This is a genomic window from Mucilaginibacter sp. P2_A4, assembly GCF_056405015.1.
The window spans coordinates 130,936-156,592 of sequence record NZ_JBFUCX010000005.1 but is presented as its reverse complement, the minus strand read 5'-3'; the positions used below and the strand labels follow the sequence as shown (position 1 = coordinate 156,592).

Sequence of the window (25,657 nt, the reverse complement as noted above, 5' to 3'; positions counted from 1 at the left end):
ATAAGTTTTTATAAATAATTATTGAACTACCAACCCGGATTTTGCGTAAGATTTGGATCAACGGCTCGCTCATCGCGCGGAACAGGCCACAAATAAGCTTTGCTTTTATCAAAGCTGCGCAGGTTGGCTCTTATGTATCCGTTATCTACAGACAGCGGACCAAATCTTGCACCATGTGCCCAGCCATTCAATACTACTTCGGCGGTTTTCCATCGGCGGATATCAAATATGCGCAGTCCTTCCATTGCCAGTTCAACACGACGCTCATTACGAACGGTGTTGCGTAAATCGGCCTGGGCAGCACCACTAAAGTTGAGCGCAGCAGGATCAGTAAATCCGGCCCGTGAGCGGATTGGTTTTATGGTTTTATCCCATACGCCGGCATCAAGCTGGCCAAGTTCATTTTTAGCCTCGGCGTACATCAGCAGCACATCGGCATAACGGATCAGAATCAAATTTAAACCCGACTGGAAATTTACGGCAGATGTAGGGTCGTAATATTTGCGGATGTAATAACCTGTTGGCGAGCTTACTTTACCTGGTGCGTACTCATCCAATTTATCTGTTCCAGGATCGGATCCCGGCTTGGTATAGATTGTCTGTATCGAGTTATCAGGCTTTTTCCAACGATATAAATTGTAAACCACCGTATTGGTCATCCTCGGATCGCGATTTACGTATGGATTGTCTTCGTTATACCCAGATCCTGAATCCCCTATCTTTTTCCCATTGGTCATCAGGTAACTATCAACCAGTTCTTGGGTTGGTGCAAGCGCATTTAAGCGGGCACCAACAGCCAATGGTGCAAAGTCAAAAAACTGGCTGTATGTTTTAATAAGTGGTACAAACTCCAGGTCAAAAATAACTTCACTGTTATACTCGTTTTCTGGCAAAAACAATCCCTCGTATGATGGAAACAGGCTGTAAGTACCATTGGTATTATCGTTGATCAGTTTTTCGCAGGTATTTGCAACATCCTGCCAACGGCTATCGTAAAGGTATACCCTTGCTTTTAGTGCAATGGCGGCCCCCTTTGTAATACGCCCTCTATCCGCAGCGGCATATGCAGTGTTAACAGGTAGTGTAGCAGCAGCGTCATCAAGTTCTTTTAACACAAAATCAATTACCTGCGCTTTTGGTGTGCGGGCAATCGTCTTTGAATCGCTTATGGATATATCCTTATCAAACAAAGGCACATCACCAAACCAGGTAGCCAACTGAAAGTAATGGTAAGCACGAATAAACCGAGCCTCGGCTTTCATCCTGCTTTTAAGTCCCGCATCCATAGCGGTTACCTTATCAACATTCTCCAGGAATATATTACAGGTTTTTATGCCAGTATAATGATAACCCCACTCCTCTTTTATGCGGCCAAGAGATGCGTCATATGTTCCTGCGGCAAGCGATGCTACTCCATTGGCATCTCCCCTACCATTGTAAGCATTATCTGATGCTCCCTCGTTATAAAAGAAATAATCACTGCGGAACATTTGTGAATAGGCTGTATTTAATACGCTGCTCGCTTTTGCTGTGGTTGTCCAGAAATTGGCATCGGTAAACTTATTTACAGGTGCCAGATCGAGTTTTTTACAGGCCGAAACTATAACAGTTACCAGGGCCATAAAAAACACGGTTCTATATGTTTTTAATTTCTTCATGTATAATAAATTATAATGTTACATCAATACCAAACCCGTAATATATCGGCGTAGGGTAAGACCTGCCGCTATTAGCACCGCCACCTTGCGGTACATTGGCGTTACTAGTAAGCTCAGTTGATTCAGGGTCAAGGAATTTCATACCTGAGAAAGTGAGAATATTTTGACCTGACACATAAGCCCTAATCTTATGCATACCTATTGCTTTGGCAACACTTTGGGGTAATGAATATCCCAAAGTCACGTTTTTAACGCGCAGGTATGAACCGTCAAAAATGTACATATCAGATCCCCGCCTGAAGTTATTGGTATTCGACTGGCTGCCTGCCGCGGCAAGGCGCGGATAACGGGCATCAGGATTTTGAGGAGTCCAGTAGTCCAGCTGGTGCTGATAGATCACCTGGGAGTAATTAAAGTGGAATGGTTCCACCTGCTCGCCACGTACAAACATGCTGCGTTTACCTACCCCCTGCATAAACAGGTTAAAATCGAAATTTTTGTATGTGACATTATAGGTAAACCCAAAAGTTAAACGGGGGAAACCGTTACCTAAAACAAACCTGTCGTTATCGTCAATTACGCCATCCTTATTAACATCCACGTAACGGTTATCACCCGGCGAAACAGTTAAACCGGCAGGTTTTGGCCCGTTAACAATATCATTCAGGTTTTGGAAATAGCCATCGCGTTTTAACCCAACATATGAGCCAATTGGCAAACCAACTTTATTAATCAACTGCAATTCATCGTAGGATTTTATCTGATCGCCACCTTCAAGATATAATACTTTGTTTTTGGTATCGGCTACGTTGAAGGAGAAAGAGTGGTTGAAGTTTTTACCGGATAAACGGTAATTTACAGTAAGTTCCCAACCGCGGTTTTGAACTTTACCTGCGTTATAATCAGGTACCTGGGCACCATAAACACCAGGCACTATTGGTGGCAATAAAATATCTCTCGTCTCTTTATTAAAATAATCAACCGCAATATTCAATGTATTTTTCAGGAACCCGGCATCAACACCTATATTCAATGTTGCAGCTCGCTCCCAACGAATATCGGGATTGGCAAATTTGATCTCAGTACCACCTACACCTGAGTTATTAAATCCATACGCATTCTGGAATGGCCCATAAGTACGCTGATATTGGTAATCGCCAACATTTTGGTTGCCCAATATACCGTATGACGCCCTTAATTTCAGATCGCCATAATTATCGCGATAGTTCTGCATAAAGTTTTCCTCGGTAAGCCTGTAACCAACAGATCCTGATGGGAAAAAAGCATTACGGTTTTGCGTATTGAATTTTGAGGAAGCATCTATCCTGAAATCAAACTCGCCATAAATTTTATTCTGAAAATTATAGGTTGCGCGCCCAAAAACAGAATTAAGACTACTTTCGGTAGTATTATTATTTGTTGCTGATGATGATGGATCTATAATTGTACCCGTTACCGGCGTACCCAATTCAGGATCGGTATATTTTAGATGCAGGTAATTGCTTTGATTAGTGGTTGATTCATTGGCCACGCCCACCAGTACATCAACATTATGCGATTTATTGAATGTTTTGGTATACTGTGCCAATACCTGCGTGTTTAAGAATAGATTTTTATTATTCTCGTCATCAGTATTCCTATCTGCACCATAAGTTCCTTTAGGGAAATAATCAACCTCTATTACCCTCCCAAACATGTGATTTGCCAATAGCGTACCACCAAAAACACCTTTCAACTTAAAATCCTTAGTTACGGATAGTTCGGCATTTAAATTGCCAAAAATATTATCGTTGTCCCGCTTGCGGTAACCACCTGCTTCTAATATTCCCAGTGGGTTAAACTCTGTTAATACATCATTGGTCAAATACCGGCCCTGGTCATCTTTTATTTTGTAATAAGTGGGTGTTCTGCCGGCATCAACTATTAAGGTTGATGTATTGTAAGAGTGTTCCTTTATTTCGGTGCGCGAATATGATAAAATACTTGTAAGCTTCAACTTACCATACTCGCTACTTAAATTAATACGATAATTATAGCGACGCAAACCATAATCAGGTCCTACTAAATTGCTGCGCTGATCAGTAACCCCTGCCGATACGAGGTACGATGAAGTGGCATTCCCCCCAGTTAAAGCCAGGTTGTGGTTTTGTAATACAGCATTTTTCAAAATAGCATCCAGGAACCATTGATTATCACCCTGCTGCTGAAAATTGCGAATGTCCTGTGGGCTATAGATAGGTTGTAAACCGGCGTTCACAACAGCCTCGTTCCTCAGGATGGCGTTTTCATAACTGTGCACCGGCTTATAACCTACATGAGGTTCCTGCACACCGGCCTGCCCATTATAGGTTAATTGCGTATTTGAATTTTTCTTCCCTTTTTTAGTAGTAACCAATATAACACCATTTGCAGAGCGCGAGCCGTAAATGGCCGCACTACCCGCATCTTTCAGTATGGATACGCTTTCAATATCCTGCGGATTAAGCAAATTGATATCGCCTCCGGTTATACCGTCAATTACCACCAGGGGGCTATTATTACCTAACGTGCTTACACCACGGATATTGATATTTGCATAGGCTCCTGGCTCGGAGTTGTTTTGCTGAATGATCAGATTGGGGGATGTTCCCTGCAAAGCCTGGGTTAAATTGATAGATGGCTTGCCCTCGATTGCTTTTGATGAGATTTGATCAACTGCGCCAATGATATTAGCGCGTTTTTGTGTACCGTAACCAACCACAACAACTTCGTTTAAGGAAGTACGCTCTGGTGATAGCTTTATATTTATTGTAGTTTGATTATCTACAGGCACTTCCCTGGGTGTATAACCTATAAAACTGAATACCAATATATCATCACTGCCAACATTATTCAAAGTGAATACTCCATCGATATTGGTTATGGTGCCGTTTGTGGTTCCCTTTATTTTTACACCAACACCAGGGAAAGGCAGGTTACTTTCGTCGGTTACCTTACCCGTTATTTTAATGGGAACCGGCCGAGCATTCTGTATACCACCGGGGTTGCTTTCCGGTTCGGTTTTTTCATCAATAACAACTACATCATCAATAATTTTGTAGCTGAGGTTAAATGGAGTTAAGACCTCATTAAGCACCTCTTTGATGCTTTTATTTTTGGCATTCAAGCTCACCCTGAAATCCGGCTTCAATACATTATCCGCGTAAGCAAATTTTATATGTTTATCGGCCGAAATTTTATCAAGAGCATCAGTAAGCTTTACATTTTTAAACTTTAGCGTAACCGATACCTCTAAAAATTTCTGGCCAAATGAATCATTTGCAACGGCCGACAGGCACATAAAGCAAACAACAAAGCAGGCGAGCGAGGTAAATTTCATTAATATTAATACATAACGAACTACTCCATTTGAAAATAGAGATATATTCATAGATTTGAGATAATTAAAGTGTTTGAAATTAAAGTGCTTTGTTCTGAATTGGACCTCGAAACGTTGCACTTATTATTAACCTGGCATTTTAAGCAGCCCTGTTCAAATCCCTTTGATCAGGGTTTTTTTATGTATTTATGTCATCATTCTTTTTTAATTTAGGTTAGTTAATAATTGATTATATACTTTATAAATTGGTTTATTTTAACAGCCTTTACCCCTCAGGCGATAGCCGGTTCCCTCTTGTATAGCTTTACCTTTCACCAGCTTTGACATGATCTTCATGATATTTACCAGGGACACATTGGTGAAGTTGGCCGAGATAGAACATCTCACCAAGTTCAAATCGGCATTGATTTTTACATTGAAGCGGTGTTCAATAGTATTTAACACTTCGGGCAATGGCATATTTTTAAATACCAGTTCGCCGTTTCTCCAGGCTGTAAGCGCATTTACATCAACCATCACTTTTTTAACGGCCAGGTTGTTATCTGTGTTAAATACCACCTCCTCGGCAGGAGTTAAAAAAATAGTTTGCGATCTTTTTGCATTATTAGATGCACCAATAACACCTACTTTACCGCTTAAAACGTCAACTTTCACAACCCGATCCTCGGGATAGGCTTTTACATTAAAACTTGTACCCAAAACCTGCGTGCGGATTACACCAGTATGTACAATGAATGATTTTTGTGCGTCATGAGTTACATCTAAAAATGCCTCACCCACAAGTGTGATCTCTCTTTTATCGCCACGAAATTTTTCGGGATAGGTTAGCTTACTGCCGCCATTGAGCCAAACTTTGGTACCATCGGCAAGCGTTATATTTATCATTTTACCGTTAATAGCCGCTATCTGTTTACTTGCAATTGGAGAAACTAAATCGAGAATATTATTACGGAAGATGTATGCCGAGAAGCATAAACCGGCAAGCAGTGAAGCAGCAACAAGCCATTGCTTTTTAAAGCTCTTAGTTTTGCCACCACCATCAATTTGAGCGGTTATGCGATTGTATATCTCATCGCTTCTAAATTCAACACCATGATCGCTTACTTCGGGCACATTGCCCAAATCCAGCTTATCAAAATATTGATTTACAATTTCCTCCTGCAAAGATTGGTCCTTAGCGGTGATATGTTTTTTCCTGAAATTAAACTTTCTCATGGTTTATATATGCAGGATGCATTGAACCAGCCCTACCCCCCAAAGAAGTTGAAAGTTTTTTTTAGATTTTTTTTCGAAATTCTTTGTCTTTTAACAAACTAATTAAAAGCCAACCCTGTTTTGCAAAGGGTTGGCTTTTTCAGTTACTTGTTTAATAATTTAATGCGGATACCGGCATTAACCACAACACCATCCAGGGGCGCATAAATATCCTTGAAATCGGGCCTTGTTATACTACCCGAATAAATAGCGCCCCACCTGGTTTGACGCTGGTCGGTCAAATTTTCAGCGTTTATAAAAACATCCAGGTGTTTCCACATTTTTTGGGCCAATAACCCAAAAGTAATATACCCTCTCCCTGTAGTACCGTCGCTTAATAGTTGACGGCCGGTGTAAAAGCTCTCGGCTCCAAAACGAAAACGGCCCTCAATTTCATAAGTCGAATCGAAGCTGAACTGGTTTTTAGGAGTCAGGGGCTGAATGTCTGTTAGCCCGTTAAAAAACCGTTTGGTATCGGTATAGGTATATCCCAGATAAAACACCAGTTCATCCATAACCAACTTGATATTAGTTTCCGCACCCTTGGTAATCAAATGGCCTGCGGCGTTCATAAATGCATTGTTTTGCAAAATCAGTGGCTTATCCACTTTGGTATAAAATACCAGCTGGTTAATATTAACAAATATCTCATCGCCTAATGCCCCACGGTAATTCAGATCGCCGTTCAATCCGTAAGATTGTTCGGCCTGCGTGTTACCTGTATTTAAAGGCTGAATATGCTGATAACCGTCCCGTTCACTTTCATCATTAAACAAGCTTGGCATTTTATAACCCAATCCGCCACCTATGCGGCTGGTCAAACGGTCCGTCAGCTTAAATAAGGCATTTATTCTTGGCAGGAAAAAAAGTCCGCTGGCCGGTTTATGAGGTACGGGTGTATTATCGTCCAGCCTTAACCCGGTCTCCAGCGAAAACCAACTTGCGGCTTTATAGGTGTTTTGTGCAAACGCACCTATCGTGGTCAAATTGTAATTCAAATTATTTTGCGGCGGTTCGGCCGTAAAATGATCGGTTACCAGGTTAGCACCTGCAACCCAGGAAGCCTTTTCGCCATTGCGCACATAACTTAATTCGCTGAACGAGGATAGCTGCCGGGCTTTAAAATCGAACCCCGGTTGGCCCAATTGCCGGTCAAAATAGCCTACAGTATTCTTAAAATTGACGCGGCTTTCCTCGTCTATCTTGTGAGTTAATGACAATTGGGTAGAAAAACGGAACGTTTTATTCTTTTCAAAATACTGATGAACATCATCTGCCTTACCATCTATTACCTTCAAATCGCCACCTAAACGATTTTCATAAGTGGTGTTTACACCGAACCAACCCAAATTATGATCATCCATATACAAGAATACTTTGGGATTTATTGAAAAGCGATTGGTTTTCGGGATAGCCGTAAAGCTATTATCCGATGGGTTAAAAACTCCATTATAGTTATAAGAGCCGAATATTGTTGTCCCTATATGCTGCCATTTTTGACCATAAAAAACGCTTGCATCTGCGCCCCTCGCACTCGTGCCGTTCAACAAAAACGTAAGTTCCGGTTCTTTTTCAGGTACTTTACTGATCAGGTTTACCAGGCCGGCAATTGCACCTCCGCCGTATAAAGTTGATGCGGAACCCTTTATAAACTCAACCTGTTTTAAATTGAGCGGACTAATTTGTAACAAACTTAAATTACCCGAAAAACCAGTGTAAAGCGGCATTCCATCCTGTAGCAATTGCGTATAACGGCTATCCAACCCCTGGATACGGAAACTGGCCGTGCCACTTACAGGCGAAGTTTGCTGTACATGAATGCCGGTGGCTTCGCCCAGCAGCATTTTAATATCACCCGGCCTCATGATACTTTTTTCGTCCAGTTCTTCCAAAGGTAATGCTTCAATCCGCGTGGGTACGTCTTTTAGGTTTTGATTAGTCCGGGTGGTTTGAATTGTTACTTCGGCCAGTTCGCCGGTTGATGGTTCAAGACTTACTTCGATAACCTTATCTGCGTCCCGCATCGGGAAACTATAAACTTTGGTACTTGTAGCAAAGCCCACATACGCAATCTCAATCTGAAATCTCCCGTTTGGAATATTGGCTATATTAATTAGCCCTGCAGTATCTGCACTTATAGTCAGTTTTAGGCCTGGGATAGTGGCGGTTGCACCTTTTAGGGTGACTTTTGTTTGATCATTAACAACTTTTGCCTTAAATGTATTTTGCGCCATGGTACATTGAGATAATAGCACACCGAATAGCAGCATGAAAAAAAATTTCATAGATATGAATTGAGCCTGCACATAATAATGGCAGGCGGATAAATAAATAGTACGATAAAACCTTGGCTAATAATGATCAGGCAAGAGGAGGCCTGAAAAGTGTGTTCCGATAATCGGAAGTATAAAACACCTGGTTAAATGATGGATGAGTTAAAATTGAAAAATAATTAAAAAACACTGTAAAAGGCAACTGGCTAACTACTACATTGAGCGGACTGGCCTGGTGCTGAAACTGCACATCCAATCCCTTCGCCGGCGCTTTATCATGTTCATTATGCCCGAAGATCTGCTTGCCGTACAGCAGGTAATCGCCGATAAAATCGATCACCCCCATTTCTTCCCCAGAAGTGATCTTTGTATAATTCTGATACATTTTCGGAATATCACGCATCAACGAGAAATCGCCTAATGGCAACATCACGCTGCCCGTTAAAAACAGGCTCGCTAAAAAATAACAGATGATCTTCCTATACATTTATAAACAAATATATGAAACTGTGCCATAATTCAGCTCTGAGCCGATTAGACTAACAGTGCAAACCTGCCCTCCTCTTTCAATTCATAAAAACCGAAGTAGCCGGCACCACATCGGCATGTGAAAATGAGCGAAGAAACCCAGCCTTATAATAAGCAAGCTTTTCTTTATGGTTTTGTGCTTTAAGGCTTTGATATAAGCCCAGCAACGACCAGCCATTACCAGGATTGCGCACCAAATCGGCCCGGTAAACTTGCTCGGCCTTTACATTATCATCGTTTTTTAATAGATAAGCGCCTAAAAACTGCCTCGCTGGGATAGGCCATTCAGAAGGCTCCGCGTATATCATACGATCTTCAGCTGCTATGGCTTTGTTAAAACTGGCTATACCGCTTTCATACTTGTTTTGCGCTAATAAAATTGCGCCGTCCAATATATTCTCCGCTACGGTTGCCCCGTCCAACGGGGTATTAAAAGGAATGTTTCTTATCTTTAAAACCGGCGCATCAATTTTACTACGGATCAACGCGAGCTGCCGTTCGGCAGAGTCTGGCTTGCCGGTATAAATAAAGGCCAGGCCTTTTGCAAAGCTATTGAGTACTTGTGCATAAGTCCAACTGGCATCCGGTGGGTTATCGTCTTTCAATATTTCATCCCATTTACCCAGGCGCACCATCGTAAGCACCGGCATCATATACAAATATTGGGCATAATTATCTTCGGCAGTTGGCTTTATGCTTTTGCGGCAACGCAGCGCAATTACTCTCGCCTTTTCATACATGCCTCCACTAAAGGCACAGTACGTTTCCACAGCATATATATGAGGCACGGAGGTGGCAAGGGGTACATTTTTAACTATAGAGGCATATAAACTAACGCTTTTACTCGCCTTTTCATTGGCGTCCACACCCTGAAAATACAGCCCGTTTCGTTGATAAAGATGGCTTGACATATGCACCATATGTCCTACGTCCGGAAAAAGCCTTTTCAACGCTTCAGCACTCGCCATAGCCACTTCGGGATTATGGGATGCCTCTGTAAGGTGAATATAATAATGTAAGGCGGCGGGGTTATCGGGTTTTGTTTTCAATACACCTTTACATAAGTCCACCAACTCTGGCGTCCATTCTTTTGCCAATCCGTCGGTAGTCCAAAAATCCCATGGATGTATCAGCATCATGGCATCTATATAGAGCATTTTTATATCAGCGTCTTCGGGGTACGCCGATATTAGCTTCCTCATACTTTGCGCATAAGCCTTTTCATCATGGGTAGTTTGTTCCTGCAATACCGGGTACCGCAGTTTCATAACCCGGATGAGTGCTTTTTCCTTTTCAGACGAGTTGGCTGCTTTCGCGTTCAATTGCTTTAAAACGGCAGATACCCCCTTGGGCACTTTGTACAGGTTAACTGCATTATAGTAAGGCCCCATAGCTAATGCCTGGCCCCAATAAACCATAGGCGAAGCGGGATCAAACCGGGTAGCCTCTTTGAATGATGCAAGCGCCTCCTTCATATGATAACTATAATACATGGTTAAGCCCTGGTTAAAGTAAAATTGGGCACTATCGTTATGGGTCGATATCGGGTAGTTGTACCCACCCCATCCCGGTAGTTTTATCATGTATTTACCGCCTGCTGTTGTATCAATATCCTCAACAGCATTAGATGATCCACAGGTAATAGCAGTTATCTTTTTTATAGATTTTTCGCCCGATGAAATATGTACCTTGAATGCAAGCAAACATATCCCTGTTAAAACTACAGGGAATACAAAAAATAGCGATACCTTTTTCATTTTCAGCTTTTTAAACAGAAGTTAGCGATAAACAGGCGACCGGCAATATTTAAATTAGGAATTGGATAAAAACTATAAGCTTATATTGATTAAACAAATTTAAACAATAGTTTTTTAAATATCATTGGATGGAATTATCACTACCTCGCCATATACACCATCAGCAAAGCGATAACTGATGGCAAATAATCAGTGAGCCCGGTGCGTAGATAGCGTAAGGCTATGGTGATTTGATTTTCGACAGTTTTTATGGAGATATTTAAGCGGGATGCGATCTCTTTGTTAGATAAATATTCCTTACGACTCAGGGTAAATATCTGGCGGCATTTTTCGGGCAGCCGGGCTACATTGGTTTCCAGTAGCTGGCTGATGTCGCTTTGCAGCAATTTGCTGTCGGCGGTGTATTTTTCAATCAGTTCTTCAACAACATCCAGGTCAAGCGTGGCTTTTTTAGTGCGGATATAATATATAACCCGGTTCCTGATAGCGACTTTAAGGTATGCCTCTAACGAAGTAATGTTAAGTTGATTTCTTTTAGTCCACAGATCAATAAACAATTCCTGCACCAGGTCTTCGCAAACGTCGCGGTCCCGGAAAAGATTGTAAGCGGCATGGAATAGCCTGGACGAATATCTTTTGTACAGTAATTCAAATGCCTCACGGTCATCCAGCCTTAGTAAATCTAATAATTTACCATCGGGCCACATTTGATATTCCTTACCTGGAAGCATAAATGGACTGTAAAACGGTTTCTGAATTGGATAGGCATAATTACAAGATTATTTTTAAATAAAAAACTTTTTTTGTTTAAAGCAAATTTCGGCCACAAAGCTACATGCTCCCCTGGAGCAAGTAGAACCGTAACTTGATAGTATTATGGGGAGAAAAAACAAAACCCGGCAGCTTTATTAAAACTGCCGGGTTGGTAAAAAGATAAATAATTTTCTAAACCACCTTTCCCATCAAAGGATCGCTAAAGCTGTGTTTACCGGTTTCAACACGACCTGCATACCTTTTTTCGAAAGTGTGACTACCGGTAACTTTCACGCTAAAATCATACCATCCATGGCTTTTAGCCAGGTTAAGAACCAGCGAATTTTGGCCTTTTTTATTCAATAAAGTTTTATGATTGTTGGTTTTATAACCGTGATCAATAACTTCAATCGTATATGCCTTATCATGGTTTAAATTAGCCAGTTTTAGGTCGATATTACCACTTAGCTTTCCGCCGACAGCCTGATATTCACAGGCAACTTCAACCAGTGGATCGGTAGTGTTACCTTTATACTCCCGGAAAAAACCATTTGGCCCGTAAACACGCAGGTGGTATTCGCTGTTTTCAAACTCATTTATTGGCCATGCGTCAGACAGGCGATCCCCCGCAGTTAGGGCATAGGCCCAGGTACGTAAAGGCTCCATTTGCTGTGGATCTTTAAAGCTGGCATATTTACCCGGCGCATAAACGTTAAAAGGCGAGCCTAAAGCCTTATCGCCAAATGCATTGTTACTGGCATTAAATTTTATCTCGAACGTTTTTTTATCGGCACTTAATTTACCATCGGCATAAAGCTGGTATGGCAAAGCCGATGACGGTTTAATGCCCTTTTCCTGTTGCGGCATATAAGGAGACGCATACGGATCTGTGTTGATCACGGCTATTTCATCGGCGGTAAGCAGTTTATAGGTAGGTAGTTTTTTAAACTTAGCCATGTGGATACTTTCGTAAAAAGCATCTTTAGCAACAAACTCCGGGTTAGCTATTTTTTCGCCGTTGTATGGGCGAAAAACGGTTGTCAAGTCACCGCAAACTGTACGGCGCCAATTGCTGATATTGGGCTCAGCCACTTTCTTACCTGTCTTTTTGCTTAAAAAATTCTCCAAAAACTGCAAAGTCGAAGTATGGTCAAATACTTCTGAGTTAACCCAACCTCCCCTGCTCCACGGCGACGCTATAACCAATGGCACACGATAGCCTAAACCAATAGCACTTTCACGATCATAAACCTCGGGGAAATTTTCGCGGGCTTTTTCCTGCTCAAGGGTTACAAACTCAACACTGGTATCAATTCCTTTTGATACTTTACCGGTTCCTTCTTTATGTGGATGAGGTGCTGTAAACGGAGGCACGTGGTCAAAATAACCATCGTTTTCATCATAGGCTAATATGAAAATTGTTTTTTTCCATACTTCGGGATTTTTGGTCAGGATATCCATCACCTCGGATACATACCACGCACCGTACCAGGCTGCGCTTGGATGATCGGAAAAATTCTCGGGTGCAGACAACCAGGAAACGGTTGGTAAAGCCCCGTTTTTTACATCATCCCTAAACTGATGCAAAACATCACCTTTTGGTACAAGTAATTCGCGTTCGGTACCGTTATCATCATACTTAAGATTTACCAGTGTACGATAATGGGGGTCATTTGTATTGGTAACAAAACCTTTTTGATGCAGATTTTTTTCGCGCTGCGATAGCTTGGCAAATTTACCAGGATCGAGGCTGGCCATATCCTTTTTGATATTATCCAGATCGCGTTTCTTTTGTTTAAGCTGTTTTTTAAGATGATCAATATGTGCATCGCCGGCAGGTAAAGCTGCAATTTGCTTTTCTATATCAGCTATCTCATCAGGCAACAGGGTTGATCTTTTTTGCAGGTGAGCTATATGTTTATCATAAAGCTTGATATTATACTGCCCAAAAAACTCCAGCGGATTATCCTGGAAATTTGATAACCATGGATCTTCTTCACCCTCAAAACCGGTATCAATAGCTATCTCATTCTGATAATGTTTCCATGAAATATCATGATCCTCTAAACGCTCGGGAAAAGTAGCCCAGTTAAGTGTGCCATAATCCATATCATCATTCCAAACATGGGCAAGGGATTTTTCATGCTGCTCGGCGCGTATGGTTCCACTCCAAAAGTATAACCTGTTGGGGTTAGTGCCGGTAAGCGATGAGCAAAAATTCTGGTCACATACCGTAAATGCATCTGCAAGAGCGTAGTAAAAAGGCAGATCCTCACGATTATAATAACCAAGCGTTAAAGGCATATGACGGTACTCTTTAATGCTGTTTTGTTTTACATTAAGCCACTGATCAAATTTACCATCGTTACGGGCATTAACCTGGTTGGCCCAGGAGTGCGGTAATGACGACATCCAGGTAGCTTTGGTACCTTTAATATCCAAACGAAAAGGCGCATAAGTTTCGCCCTTATTATTTGATTGCAACCATACCTTATTTTTATTTGGCAGATCAATAGCCCGCGGATCGTTATATCCTCTTACGCCTTTAAGCGTACCGTAAGTATGATCAAACGAACGATTTTCCTGCATCAGGATCACGATATGCTCCGCATCCATAAAGGTGCTGCCCGGTGCCGGGTTTATAGCCATCGCTTTTTGAATAGATTCGGGCAAAACGCTGGCAAGACCAGCCGCGCCTGTTAATAAAGCCGCTTTTTTAAGAAAATCTCTCCTTGAATCACGCATGAGTTTTTATTTAGACCATGGTCGATAGTCCATAGACCATGGCTTTTTTTTATGAAAATATAATATTTATTTAGTCCATGGACTATCAACTAATTATCCTTCCTTTTAGCAATCACCTGTTCGCATAAACCTAATGAAAGTGTCATTCCGTTACCACCCAGGCCGTTTATGATGGTTACACCAGGCTCAACATCCACAATAAGTTCAGTTGCGCCGTTTGTCATTTTGGGGTAGATACCATGCCATGATTGCAATAAGTTCCAGTCCTTAAAGTTGGCAAAAGTATGTAAGTACTCCGTTATTAAATTATTAATAAATGCCTTGTCAAATGGGTCATGCACCAGCCCATACTCATGCGAATCGCCGATGGTAAGCTCACCACTACCATTTTGAGAAACCATTACGTGGATCCCCCAATTTAAATGAACCGCATACTGCTCTTCATAACGTTTACGCAAAGCAGGCAATGATGCCGCGGCCTGGAAACCGGGGTAATGGATCATAGATAAACCACCACACAATGACGGACCAATACGCCATTCATCCGGCTGCGTAACCAAACGCATCATTTGCAGCTTGCATTTAGTTATTTTGGTTTCAGCAAAAAGTTCGGGGTATAAGGTTTCAAAATCGGCACCGCTGCAAACGTATATCTCATCAGCCTGCCAGCTTTGGGTTCCAGATAATACTTTAGGATGTTCTATACGGCTGATAGCTGTGTTCCAATGAAATTCTACACCGAATTTATCAGCCAGGTATTTTGCTACCTGACCAACTGCTTCCCGCGATTCTATGATCATTTCTTCACCACTCCACAATGCTCCCTTCAATCCATCGGTATTAATGGCCGGAGACTTTGAAATGGCTTCTTCGGGAGTTAACAAAGCACAATCGCGATGTTGTTGATTTACCTCTACATATTCCTTTATTACCTGCAACTCGTCATCATGATAAGCCAGGTGTAATGAGCCAACTTCATTATGCCAGATATTGGCTTCGATGCAAATGGTTTTCCAGATGCTACGCGATAACATGGCACGTTCAAACATAGGTCCGGTGGCTTGCCCTATTGGCCAAACCATCCCAAAGTTACGGATAGAAGCACCTACCGCACGTTCATTACGCTCAAACACGGTTACTTTATAACCACGTATGGCAAGAGCGCGGGCGGTTGCAAGGCCTACTATTCCCGCGCCGATTACTATAGCATTTTTGTTCATTGATTCAATGGTTCATTAGTTCATTGGTCTAAGCAAGGTTACCTGCAAAAGCCAATGATTTATTCATTTATTGGGTTATTACTCATTAAGTCATTAGCAGTAAACTCCGTGTTACTTTTTGACTTTTGAACTTTGACTTTTGAATTTTGACTTCCCTTAGCGCTTTGCAAAAAGTAAATCAGCGACAGCACGCTGCAAATGCCACCTACAACAGCAACAACCATTACACCCTCTTTAAAAAACGTGCCCCAGCTAATATTTGGACGCCCCAACTCTTTTATAAACAAGATACTTACGCTGCCCAGGTAACCCATAGAATCGGCTATGTACATAATGAAACCTACATTACTGCGATAGTTAAAGGTAGCTATCATCCTATCAAAAAAGATAGCATTGTAAGGAACATAGCCCATATAAAGGCCAAGCCCCGCCATGGTCATCCAGCTTATAGGGCTGATCATTTTTAAAGAAAATAGCAGGGTTGAAACACCTACCAACACACATCCACCAATTATAAACAGGTGAATAATGCTAAACGCCCGTAAATTCTTTTTTACGAGGATCAGCAAACTCATACCTACCAGTACAATAACGGATATGATAGAATCAATATTGGTATATATGCTGTTACTTTTCACCCCGAAGTCGGCCCATATCTCCACCTCAAAATTATCACGCACATCGCGCATAATTGTGAGCAGTACGTATATAATAATAGTGAGTATAATACCGGGTAAAAACCGAACAAGAAATTGCTTACGCTCGGTAGCATTCATGGGGCTGCGCTCAGCACGCAACAGCTTGTCTTCGGCAGTTGGGGCAGGCATCAGTTCCATGCAAAAAACAAACAATAACAGGGGTAAAATAAAAATAGCACCTGTTAAAAAAGGCATGTGATATTCGTTCACATGAAAAACGGTGAGCAGCGTGCGGCCAATAGTTTTTACAAAACCCGATGCAAATATCAGGCTGATAGACAATACCGCGGCCATGAACTCCGTTGAGCGCCGGCCCTCGAGGTAGCCAAACACCAAACCCCATATCAACCCCAACGGAAAACCATTCAGGAAAAGAAAAACAATATTCCAGGGAGCGGGAACAAAGGCAAAAGCGAGCAAAGCAAGCCAGGCAAAGCCAATAAGCGCTAAAATATAGCGCCCCCTGTTTTTGCTGTTCACCTCGGCAATAAAACGGATACCGTAAAATTTGCTTAAGGTGTATCCTATTACCTGGGCAATTACCAGCCAAACCTTGTAATCAACGTGCAGGTATTGCTGCCCGGTAAAAGTGCCGGCGGCAAAAGCCTTACGGAAAGCGTACATAGAAGTATACAAGCCAAACGCCGAAATGGCGGCCATTACAGAAAGCAACGAATATGGCCATTTGGCAACCTTTGCTCTTAAACCGTCAATCGGGCTCATTGTTTACTGGTTTATGATATCAATAACCTGTGCTATATCATCAATAATATGGGTAGGATTGTAGCTTTCCAGCTCGGCACGTGTAAATATGCCGGTGGTAACACCAATTACATATTTGCAACCTGTGTTTTGTCCCTCGCGAACGTCAACTTCAGTATCCCCTACTTTGGCAACTTCCAATGGATCGGTTATCCCTCCCGCCAACATCATTTTTTGGATCATATATGGATGCGGTCTACCAAACTCAACTTCGTCTGATCCTACCACGTAGTCTATCAATCCTTTTTCGCGCCATTGCAGGCGGGTAACTATTGTATCAGCTATATCGCGCGAAAAACCTGTATTTATACCTACTAATACGCCATTTGCACGCAAAGCAGCCAATGTTTTCTCTACATTGGGCAAGGGCTCAATTCCTGGTTCGTATTGATAAAAATTGATCATTTGCTGCACAAATTCTTTATGAATAGTGCTTACAAGCTTATCAGTTATTATAGTTGCATCCGGCTCATGCTCGCCTAACATTTTCCTGATAGCGAGGGTCTTTTCATAACCCATCAATGGGTCTATCTTTGATATTTCAACCGCATACCCCGATTTTTTCATTGCAGCCTGGAAGGCTTTACTCACTTCATGATCATCCTTTACCGTAGTGCCGGCTATATCAAAAACAACTAATTTAATACTCATAAACAAATATAAAATGTTTAGCAATACTAAACTTATTTTATTAATACCAAACTAAATTTATGTTAAGGTTTAGTTAAGGGATACAATTAAAAAAATTTGAGGATTTGAAAATATCGCTTTGGATTTCAATAATCACGGCTTAACTTTATAAATGCAAGTTACATTGATTTCCGAAATTACATGTCCGGAATGTGGTTTTAAATCAGAAGAAGAAATGCCGGTTGATGCCTGTCAGTTTTTTTACCAGTGTAATAACTGCAAGGTGGTGTTAAAACCAAAACAAGGCGACTGCTGTGTATTTTGCAGCTATGGCACGCACAAATGCCCGCCTTTGCAAACTAACAAATCCTGCTGTTAGCCTTTTTCAAATTCATTTCTTTTCCTCAAAAAAATAAATAACCAGCATACTTGCTGTTGTAATACCCAGGTTTTTGGGTGTATGCGGGATACGCCCATCAAACAGCATCGAATCTCCCTGGTGAAGTATTATTTTTTCGTCATTAAAGCGGTATTCTACCTCGCCGTTTAAAATATACTTATACTCAAACGCTTCTGTTTCAACCATAGGCCGCGATGCATCAGGCTCCAGTTCAAGTATTACAATATCAACAGTGGATTGTGTTATAGATTGAGTAAATATCCTTTGGTAATGAAAACCATCGGCATATTCTTTTTCAAAATGTTCGTATTCGCTTTTGCGTTTTATCAATATCGGCACCGGACTATCTTTTGACCTGATATCTTTAAAAAACTCGTTAAGATCAATTTCAAGCGCCTGAATTATATCTATTAAAACAATAAGTGATGGTACGGTACGACTATTCTCTATTTGCGATATTAGCCCTTTACTTACATTGGCCCTTACGGCCAACTCCTGCACAGTTATATTTTTCTCTCTTCTACGTTCTTTTATACGGTTACTGATCTGTATCAGTATATCTTCTTCCATCCTGTTTAGTATTAATAAACTTTTGCAAAGTAATTAATAACACATCTTATACAAAATGATTTTTTTGTTAATAAAGGTTAAATTTTAACTAAAGGGTTAATTTAATTACCAATCAAAAGATTGAGTTTAAAATATTTCATAAACATTTAATAATACCATAACCTTAATCGCTTTAATTTGCAATAAAAACCTAACAATATGACATTTCCATCTTATGACCCGCAGGCTGTAGTGAAAGAGGTATTTTCACTTTATGAAAAATTTGGCGACGAAGACTATATAGGCGAACCGGTTTCGCAGCTGGAGCATATGTCGCAGGCCGCTGCATTGGCACAGGCAGAAGGACATGACGATGAAGTAATTTTGGCTGCCTTTTTTCATGACATTGGTCATTTATGTGCCGAAGCCGGTGAAGCAGAAAGTATGGATGGTATGGGCAATGTTGACCATGAACAAATTGGAGCCGACTATTTGCTGGAACGCGGATTTTCTGAGCGGGTAGCCAACCTGGTACAGGGACACGTAATTGCCAAAAGGTACCTTACTTATAAATACCCGGAGTATTATAACCGGCTATCAGATGCAAGCAAAGCAACGCTGAATTTTCAGGGTGGCGTGATGACTGCTGATGAAGCTGCTGATTTTGAGCTTAGTCCGGATGCCGAACTGATTATCAGATTGCGTTACTGGGATGATATGGCTAAGGAGATGAATGTCCCTGTTGATAACATTGCCTATTTAAAAACTATTGCACTTACTCATTTACAACAGGTTAACGCTTAAACCCTCATATTAAGTTTTTGTAACGGACGTGTGATATTTCCGTTACAAAAACTCACTGCTTAACACAGGGTGAACAAAAGCTTAAGTATAGCTTAATATTAAATTGGTTTACTAATAATAAACAAAGTTTAGTATTGCTGTATGAAAAAAGCAAATCTTTCACCCTTAAATTTTAGCAGATGAATAAGTTTTACCAGAAATTAAAAACCGTTATTACGGTTTTGTTATTTTGTATTGCGCCATCTATTTTATTAGCACAAAGCAAAATAAGCGGTACAGTTACCGACGAGAATCATTTACCATTACCCGGGGTAAGTGTGAGAATTAAAGAACAAAATAAAGGAACGGTTACAGATATTGAAGGCCGTTACATCATTTCTGCAAGTGCAGGTCAAACTCTTTCGTTTTCATTTATTGGTTACACTTCACAATCAGCAGTTGTTGGTGATAAAGCGGTGATCAATATAAGCCTAACCGGCGACAACAAAACATTAAACGAAGTAGTTGTAACCGCATTGGGTATTAAAAAGGAAACCAGGCGTGTTGGTTACGCTGTACAAACAGTTCAGGGTGATGCCTTAACTACAGCACGTGACCCTAACCCAATTGCAGGTTTAATAGGTAAGGTTGCCGGTGTATCGGTGGGCCCATCTGCCGAGTTATTGGGTAACCCTAACGTATTGATCCGTGGTAACCAGGTATCATTATACGTTGTGGATGGTTTTCCAATCAACACTGATACCTATAATATCAGCCCGGATGATATCGAAACTTATACCGTACTAAAAGGTCCTGCTGCGGCAGCGCTTTACGGTAGCCGTGCACAATATGGCGCTATCCTGATCACCACAAAAAAAGGTGATAAAAACAAAAAAGGCTTAACTGTTGATATCAACAGCAGTACTGTATTAAACTCAGGCTTTTTAGCATTCCCGCGTACTCAAAACTCTTACGGACCAGGCGAAAACACGTTTTACGAGTTTGTTGACGGTAAAGGTGGCGCAAGAGGTGGTGTTGATGGTGACTATGACGTTTGGGGGCCGTATTTTAACGGACAGTTAATCCCACAATACGATAGCCCTATTAAAAATGGTGTGCGCCAGGGAACCCCTTGGTTAGCCCGCGGCAAGGATAACCTTAAAAACTTTTTGCAGGTTGGTACACAAACCAACAACAACGTTGCATTAGGCGTTGTTGGCGATAATTACACAACCCGCTTTTCGGTTTCACAGCAACATCAAACCAGCTATATCCCTTCACAGTATTTAAATATTGCAAATGCGAACTTCTACGCGTCATTTACGCCAACTCCAAAATTGACATTTGAAGGTAACATTGATTTCAACAGGCAATCAACTGATAATTTCCCTGATGTTCAATACGGCCCTAACAGTATCATCTATAACATCTCTATCTGGACCGGTGCCGACTGGGATGTTAACGCACCTGATATTAAAGCCATTTGGCAGCCAGGTAAAACAGGTGTTCAGTCACAGTTTGAAGAATACCAACGTTACCATAACCCTTATTTGCTAACTCAAAAATGGACCCGTGGTCATTACAAAAATGACACTTACGGTTATTTGGGTGGTACTTATAAATTTAATGATAACCTGAATTTAAGGTTACGTTCGCAAATTGATACGTATAACATTTTACGTACCGAAGACCTTCCGTATTCTGCCCACCCATACGGCCGTGAAGGCAACCAGGGCGACTACCGCGAAGATCGCCGCGATTTGTTTGATAACAACACCGAGTTGATTTTGAACTATAACTATACCATTAAAAATTTCTTAAACCTGTCTGGTTTAGTAGGTTCAAACCTGCGTACCATGAGCTACAATTCAAACTGGGTATCTACCGACTATTTGAACGTGCCTGAGGTTTACGCTTTCAGCAACTCAAAAAACCCTGTACAAGCAACCAGCTTCCACTCATCTGAGCGTGTATTTAGCTACTACGCTTCGTTAGATATGTCGTTTGGTAAATATGCAACGTTATCAGCAACTTACCGCAGCGATCATACCAGCGCATTCCAAAACCCGGTCACTTATTTTTATCCAAGTGTATCAGTAGCTACCGTAGTTTCTGATTACGTTAAATTGCCAGAGGTAATTTCATTCCTGAAATTGCGTGGTTCATATGCTAACGTAAGGGCAGATGCTTCCAGCTCAACAATTGGTCCGGCCCCCTTCAGCGCTATAACCGCTTTCGGTGGTGGTCCAAATACCAATAATCCATTATTTACCAATCCACTGGGTTATGGCTCCACCTATGCATCACCTTACAACGGTCCGGATTATTCATTGAATACCTCATTTAGAACAGATAAGCCATATAACGGCCAAACAGCCGGTTATGCAACCGACTACCTGTATGCTAACAACATCAAAACATCTACCCGTGTAAACTACGAAGAAGGCTTTGATATTAAATTTCTGCAAAACCGTTTAGGTTTCAGCGGTAGCGCGTTTCAATACATTGACGGGCCGAGGATTTTCCCAAGTGCAATCTCAACCGCCACTGGTTATACTACACTTTATTTAAATACTTTAAAAACCAAGCGGTCTGGTTATGAGGGATCATTAGAGGGTACACCAATTAAAAACCTGGGTGGATTTACCTGGAATGTATTGGTGAACGTTGCGACCAATAAAGAAGTTTACAAGGAACTGCCTCCGGGTCAAGATGGTACCTATCAAGGTTATTATAAAGTTGGCGATCGTACTGATGTTTTACGCGGCAGTAAATTTTTACGAACTAAAGACGGCCAGATCATTAATGACGAAGCAGGTAAGCCAAGATCAGTAGGTGGCCAGGTATTGGGTAATATGAATGCTAAGTATAACTGGAGTATTGCCAACAAGATCAGGTACAAAAACTTAAGCATGGGCTTCCAGTTTGATGGTGCCGTTGGTGGTGTTATTATTGATTACATGCACAACAAAACAATGCGTGGTGGTGCAAATATTGAAACTGCTACTGGCGCACTTGGCGATGCTCGTTATAAAGACTGGAGAGACTACAACTACGATCACGTTGCAGGCTATAATGGCAGCTATGTTGGTCCGGGTGTAGTTGTATCAAACAAAGGTGCCGATGGTAAACCTGTACCAATCAACCTTGATTCACAAACCGGTGCCATAAAAAACTATGGCGATCTGCAATTTGCAAGTAACAAACAAACTGCCCTGGTTCAGGATTATGTGAGTAAATATTACAACGTTGATGAATCAAACCTGATGGATAAAACCTTCAGTAAATTACGTGAAGTTACCTTTAGCTACGATTTCCCTAAAGCATGGTTACAAAAAAGCTTTATCCAAAAAATCTCCGCTTCGCTTTACGGCCGTAACCTGTTGTATTTCTACAAAGACAAACGCTTTAAGGATGTGGATCTTGACCAATACAATGGTGTCCAGCCTCAAACTGTATTGCAATCGCCAACAGTACGTAGCTACGGCTTCAATTTAAATTTATCATTCTAATAACAGATGAATATGAAAAAGATTTTAAGCATTAATTTACTGGCAGTATTTATGATATTGACCGTAACAGGCTGTAAAAAGAGTTTCCAGGAATTAACCGTGAATGAAAACGTACCCACCGCGGTACCGGCCTCTTTATTACTTAACGGTGTATTGAACAACATTGCTGAATTTCCGGATGGCTCAAAGGAAATTTACTCACAATACTTTCTTTACAATTATGATTATTACGGCAACAACCGTTATGATTTTGGTAGCGGTGATAACTACTACACCACTTTAAAAAACGTGGTAGCTATGGAAGACCAGGCTGTTAAGGCAGGTGCCCCGGCTGTTAATCCATACAGTGCCCTGGGTAAGTTTTTCAGGGCCTATCTTTTCAGCAAAATGAGCATGGAAATGGGAGATATTCCGATGACTCAGGCTTTACAAGGCGAAAAGAATCTAACGCCTGCTTACGATTCGCAAAAAACAGTAATGACTCAATCATTGGCCTGGCTGGAAAGCGCCAATACTGATATCAACGCCTTGATTGCATCGGGTAATACTACGCTTGCGGGTGATATTTACCTTGGCAACAATTTAGCTGCATGGCAAAAAGTTGTAAACTCATTCAGGATAAGGTTATTAGTACAATTAAGCAAAAAAAATGGAGACATTGATGTTGCCGCGCAATTTGCAAAAGTTGTTGGTAGTCCTGCAATATATCCTATCATGACAAGCGCCGCTGATAACTTTCAGTATACTTTTGTGGTCCCAACCAATTACTATCCGCAAACACCTGATAATTTCGGTCAAAATGGTGGTCGTAAAAATTCATCAGCTACTTATATTGGCTTATTAACCAATTTAAAAGACCCGCGCGTATTTGTTACTGCCGAGCCTGCCCGTTACAACGTGGATAACCTGAAGGAAAGCCCTACCGCTTTTTCATCATTTATAGGTGCCGATCCCGGTTTGGATTTGGGTGTGATGTATAACAACGCATCGTTAGGAAAATACTCATTTATAAACAGAAAACATTACTATTCTACCTTCACAGGCGAGCCCGCTGTTCAGGTTGGCTATCCAGAGCTAATGTTTAACATTGCCGAAGGTATTAATCGTGGCTGGGCAACCGGTAACGCCGAAGATTATTACATTAAAGGCATCCAGGCTTCATTCGCTTATTATAGTATCCCAACAGGCACTGGTACTTTTACAGCTTCGTTTTATCGTCCGGGTTCAACAAGTACTGCAAACCCTGCAAATTACGATACTTATCCTATCAATGTTAACTGGACTACTTACTACGCGCAATCGGGTGTTAAGTATAGTGCAGATGCGGCAGGGCTTACCAAAATATTACAGCAAAAATACCTGGCATTGTTCCGTCAGTCAGGCCTGGAGTCGTATTTCACCTATCGCCGTACTGGTGTACCAAACTTTACAACCGGACCGGGTACAGGTAATAGCACCCGTATCGCTTTACGTTTTCAATATCCCGGTTCTGAGCGTACTTCAAATGCTATTAATTATAACAAAGCATTGGCCGGCCAATATGGTGGTAACGATGATATAAATGGTGTTATGTACATTTTGAAATAGTTAAACATTTTTATATTAAAATCAATAAAGGCTCCTTAACCGGGGCCTTTATTTTTAACTCAAAAAACCCATGAAAAAGTTTATTGCATTATTATTGTTCGGTGCCTCGTTCAGCACCTTATTAGCACAGAAGCATAAAACTCAAAATATAATAGTTGTTACACTTGATGGTTTTCGTTGGCAAGAACTTTATCGCGGCGCCGATTCGGCCATTATCAATTCAAAATCCACCAGCGATAAAGGAGGTATTACCAAGAAATTCTGGGCACCAACCCCTCAGGAACGCCGCAAGTTGCTGCTTCCATTTTTTTGGAATGTTATAGGGCAAGAAGGCCAGCTTTATGGCAACAGGGACGAGGGCAACAAAGATGAGGTTGCTAACCCATATCATTTTTCGTACCCTGGCTATAACGAAATATTCACCGGTTTCCCGGATGTAAAGATAAATTCTAACGATGAGGTATTTAATCCCAACGTTAACATATTTGAATACCTGAGCAAGCAAAAAGGATTTAAAAACCAGGTGGCCGTATTTTCATCATGGCAGCTTTTTCCTTTTATACTTAATGCAAATCGTTCCGGTTTAATGGTAAACTCGGGTTATACTAATTTTAATGATCCTAAGGCAAGCGAGCGTTTAAAATATTTGAACGAAATTCAACATAAAGTACCAGAGGTTATAGGCCCCGATGAGCGGCTTGATTTTTTAACCTTTGAATTTGGCTTTGAATATCTGAAACAATATAAACCACGTGTGCTGGTTTTAGGTTTTGATGAAACAGACGATTTGGCTCATGAGGGTAACTACAAGTTTTATTTGCAATCTGCCCATAAAGAGGACGGCTTTTTAGGTCAGTTATGGCAGTACATACAATCCGACCCCCAGTACAAAGACAAAACTACCTTGCTAATTACCTGTGACCATGGCCGGGGCGATGTACCTTTAGAAAACTGGCGCACCCACGGCACCGATACACCCAACTCAGAACAAACATGGTTTGCTGTAATCGGCCCCGATACTCCACCAACAGGCGTAATAAAAACACCAACTACCATTTACCATAAACAACTTGCACAAACCATAGCCAACCTGCTTGGATTTGATTTTAAGGCAGCCGCAGGTCATGAAGTTGGCGATGCAATTGGCAGTGTTACCCAAACTAAATAATTTTAATTATTAATTTGTACCC

General features: G+C 41.2%; 17 protein-coding genes. 5 read left to right on the top strand and 12 right to left on the bottom strand.

Annotated features, from left to right (window positions below):
• Window positions 1-26 precede the first annotated feature (26 nt).
• The 11 genes from AC1DYB_RS11740 to AC1DYB_RS11690 form a co-directional block, all read right to left on the bottom strand.
• Window positions 27-1,658 carry a RagB/SusD family nutrient uptake outer membrane protein gene (locus tag AC1DYB_RS11740; RefSeq protein ID WP_477435072.1) on the bottom strand — a complete coding sequence of 544 codons (1,632 nt, stop codon included), beginning with the start codon at window positions 1,656-1,658 and terminating at the stop codon, window positions 27-29.
• A 10-nt stretch (window positions 1,659-1,668) separates the two neighbouring features.
• Complete coding sequence (locus AC1DYB_RS11735; protein ID WP_477435070.1) at window positions 1,669-5,067, bottom strand: TonB-dependent receptor; 3,399 nt, start codon at window positions 5,065-5,067, stop codon at window positions 1,669-1,671.
• Between the two features lie 204 nt (window positions 5,068-5,271).
• Window positions 5,272-6,231 (bottom strand): FecR family protein, encoded by a 960-nt coding sequence (locus tag AC1DYB_RS11730; protein WP_477435068.1) that lies wholly within the window; start codon window positions 6,229-6,231, stop codon window positions 5,272-5,274.
• 143 nt (window positions 6,232-6,374) lie between these two features.
• Window positions 6,375-8,555, bottom strand: coding sequence for a TonB-dependent receptor (locus AC1DYB_RS11725; protein ID WP_477435066.1), 2,181 nt, complete (start codon window positions 8,553-8,555; stop codon window positions 6,375-6,377).
• Between the two features lie 76 nt (window positions 8,556-8,631).
• The gene (locus AC1DYB_RS11720) at window positions 8,632-9,030 is read right to left on the bottom strand and encodes a hypothetical protein (protein ID WP_295711063.1); all 399 of its coding nucleotides are present in this window, start codon (window positions 9,028-9,030) and stop codon (window positions 8,632-8,634) included.
• 79 nt (window positions 9,031-9,109) lie between these two features.
• Entirely contained in the window at window positions 9,110-10,828 is a 1,719-nt protein-coding gene (locus AC1DYB_RS11715) for a hypothetical protein (protein ID WP_477435064.1), read from the bottom strand.
• A 140-nt stretch (window positions 10,829-10,968) separates the two neighbouring features.
• Entirely contained in the window at window positions 10,969-11,559 is a 591-nt protein-coding gene (locus tag AC1DYB_RS11710; protein WP_295711067.1) for an RNA polymerase sigma-70 factor, read from the bottom strand.
• A gap of 214 nt (window positions 11,560-11,773) precedes the next feature.
• Window positions 11,774-14,326, bottom strand: coding sequence for a phosphocholine-specific phospholipase C (locus AC1DYB_RS11705; RefSeq protein WP_477435062.1), 2,553 nt, complete (start codon window positions 14,324-14,326; stop codon window positions 11,774-11,776).
• Between the two features lie 89 nt (window positions 14,327-14,415).
• Window positions 14,416-15,546, bottom strand: a complete 1,131-nt coding sequence (locus tag AC1DYB_RS11700) for a TIGR03364 family FAD-dependent oxidoreductase (RefSeq protein WP_477435060.1) — start codon at window positions 15,544-15,546, stop codon at window positions 14,416-14,418.
• Window positions 15,547-15,605: 59 nt separating this feature from the next.
• Window positions 15,606-16,967 carry a DUF5690 family protein gene (locus tag AC1DYB_RS11695; RefSeq protein ID WP_477435058.1) on the bottom strand — a complete coding sequence of 454 codons (1,362 nt, stop codon included), beginning with the start codon at window positions 16,965-16,967 and terminating at the stop codon, window positions 15,606-15,608.
• A gap of 3 nt (window positions 16,968-16,970) precedes the next feature.
• Window positions 16,971-17,657 carry an HAD hydrolase-like protein gene (locus tag AC1DYB_RS11690; RefSeq protein WP_295711075.1) on the bottom strand — a complete coding sequence of 229 codons (687 nt, stop codon included), beginning with the start codon at window positions 17,655-17,657 and terminating at the stop codon, window positions 16,971-16,973.
• A gap of 151 nt (window positions 17,658-17,808) precedes the next feature.
• Between AC1DYB_RS11690 and AC1DYB_RS11685 the strand changes: the two genes are divergently transcribed.
• A complete protein-coding gene (locus AC1DYB_RS11685) occupies window positions 17,809-18,015 on the top strand; it encodes a GDCCVxC domain-containing (seleno)protein (protein WP_295711279.1) in 207 nt (68 codons plus the stop codon).
• A gap of 12 nt (window positions 18,016-18,027) precedes the next feature.
• On the opposite strand, the gene AC1DYB_RS11680 is transcribed toward AC1DYB_RS11685, so the two are convergent.
• On the bottom strand, window positions 18,028-18,606 hold the full coding sequence (locus AC1DYB_RS11680; RefSeq protein ID WP_295711078.1) for a helix-turn-helix domain-containing protein: 579 nt from the start codon (window positions 18,604-18,606) through the stop codon (window positions 18,028-18,030).
• A 198-nt stretch (window positions 18,607-18,804) separates the two neighbouring features.
• Here AC1DYB_RS11680 and AC1DYB_RS11675 point away from each other — a divergent pair, with 198 nt between their 5' ends.
• The 4 genes from AC1DYB_RS11675 to AC1DYB_RS11660 all read left to right on the top strand — a co-directional run bounded on the left by AC1DYB_RS11675 (window position 18,805) and on the right by AC1DYB_RS11660 (window position 25,635).
• Entirely contained in the window at window positions 18,805-19,389 is a 585-nt protein-coding gene (locus AC1DYB_RS11675) for a phosphonate degradation HD-domain oxygenase (RefSeq protein WP_477435056.1), read from the top strand.
• Between the two features lie 179 nt (window positions 19,390-19,568).
• On the top strand, window positions 19,569-22,880 hold the full coding sequence (locus AC1DYB_RS11670; protein ID WP_477435054.1) for a SusC/RagA family TonB-linked outer membrane protein: 3,312 nt from the start codon (window positions 19,569-19,571) through the stop codon (window positions 22,878-22,880).
• A 12-nt stretch (window positions 22,881-22,892) separates the two neighbouring features.
• Window positions 22,893-24,467: a SusD/RagB family nutrient-binding outer membrane lipoprotein gene (locus AC1DYB_RS11665; RefSeq protein ID WP_477435052.1), complete on the top strand. Its 1,575-nt coding sequence runs from the start codon at window positions 22,893-22,895 to the stop codon at window positions 24,465-24,467.
• A 70-nt stretch (window positions 24,468-24,537) separates the two neighbouring features.
• Window positions 24,538-25,635, top strand: coding sequence for an alkaline phosphatase family protein (locus AC1DYB_RS11660; protein WP_477435050.1), 1,098 nt, complete (start codon window positions 24,538-24,540; stop codon window positions 25,633-25,635).
• Window positions 25,636-25,657: the final 22 nt, after the last annotated feature.

Bases quoted from the DNA above. Each gene is read 5' to 3' on its own strand.
- AC1DYB_RS11740 (WP_477435072.1), bottom strand. From the start codon at position 1,658: ATGAAGAAATTAAAAACATATAGAACCGTGTTTTTTATGGCCCTGGTA.
- AC1DYB_RS11735 (WP_477435070.1), bottom strand. From the start codon at position 5,067: ATGAATATATCTCTATTTTCAAATGGAGTAGTTCGTTATGTATTAATA.
- AC1DYB_RS11730 (WP_477435068.1), bottom strand. From the start codon at position 6,231: ATGAGAAAGTTTAATTTCAGGAAAAAACATATCACCGCTAAGGACCAA.
- AC1DYB_RS11725 (WP_477435066.1), bottom strand. From the start codon at position 8,555: ATGAAATTTTTTTTCATGCTGCTATTCGGTGTGCTATTATCTCAATGT.
- AC1DYB_RS11720 (WP_295711063.1), bottom strand. From the start codon at position 9,030: ATGTATAGGAAGATCATCTGTTATTTTTTAGCGAGCCTGTTTTTAACG.
- AC1DYB_RS11715 (WP_477435064.1), bottom strand. From the start codon at position 10,828: ATGAAAAAGGTATCGCTATTTTTTGTATTCCCTGTAGTTTTAACAGGG.
- AC1DYB_RS11710 (WP_295711067.1), bottom strand. From the start codon at position 11,559: ATGCTTCCAGGTAAGGAATATCAAATGTGGCCCGATGGTAAATTATTA.
- AC1DYB_RS11705 (WP_477435062.1), bottom strand. From the start codon at position 14,326: ATGCGTGATTCAAGGAGAGATTTTCTTAAAAAAGCGGCTTTATTAACA.
- AC1DYB_RS11700 (WP_477435060.1), bottom strand. From the start codon at position 15,546: ATGAACAAAAATGCTATAGTAATCGGCGCGGGAATAGTAGGCCTTGCA.
- AC1DYB_RS11695 (WP_477435058.1), bottom strand. From the start codon at position 16,967: ATGAGCCCGATTGACGGTTTAAGAGCAAAGGTTGCCAAATGGCCATAT.
- AC1DYB_RS11690 (WP_295711075.1), bottom strand. From the start codon at position 17,657: ATGAGTATTAAATTAGTTGTTTTTGATATAGCCGGCACTACGGTAAAG.
- AC1DYB_RS11685 (WP_295711279.1), top strand. From the start codon at position 17,809: ATGCAAGTTACATTGATTTCCGAAATTACATGTCCGGAATGTGGTTTT.
- AC1DYB_RS11680 (WP_295711078.1), bottom strand. From the start codon at position 18,606: ATGGAAGAAGATATACTGATACAGATCAGTAACCGTATAAAAGAACGT.
- AC1DYB_RS11675 (WP_477435056.1), top strand. From the start codon at position 18,805: ATGACATTTCCATCTTATGACCCGCAGGCTGTAGTGAAAGAGGTATTT.
- AC1DYB_RS11670 (WP_477435054.1), top strand. From the start codon at position 19,569: ATGAATAAGTTTTACCAGAAATTAAAAACCGTTATTACGGTTTTGTTA.
- AC1DYB_RS11665 (WP_477435052.1), top strand. From the start codon at position 22,893: ATGAAAAAGATTTTAAGCATTAATTTACTGGCAGTATTTATGATATTG.
- AC1DYB_RS11660 (WP_477435050.1), top strand. From the start codon at position 24,538: ATGAAAAAGTTTATTGCATTATTATTGTTCGGTGCCTCGTTCAGCACC.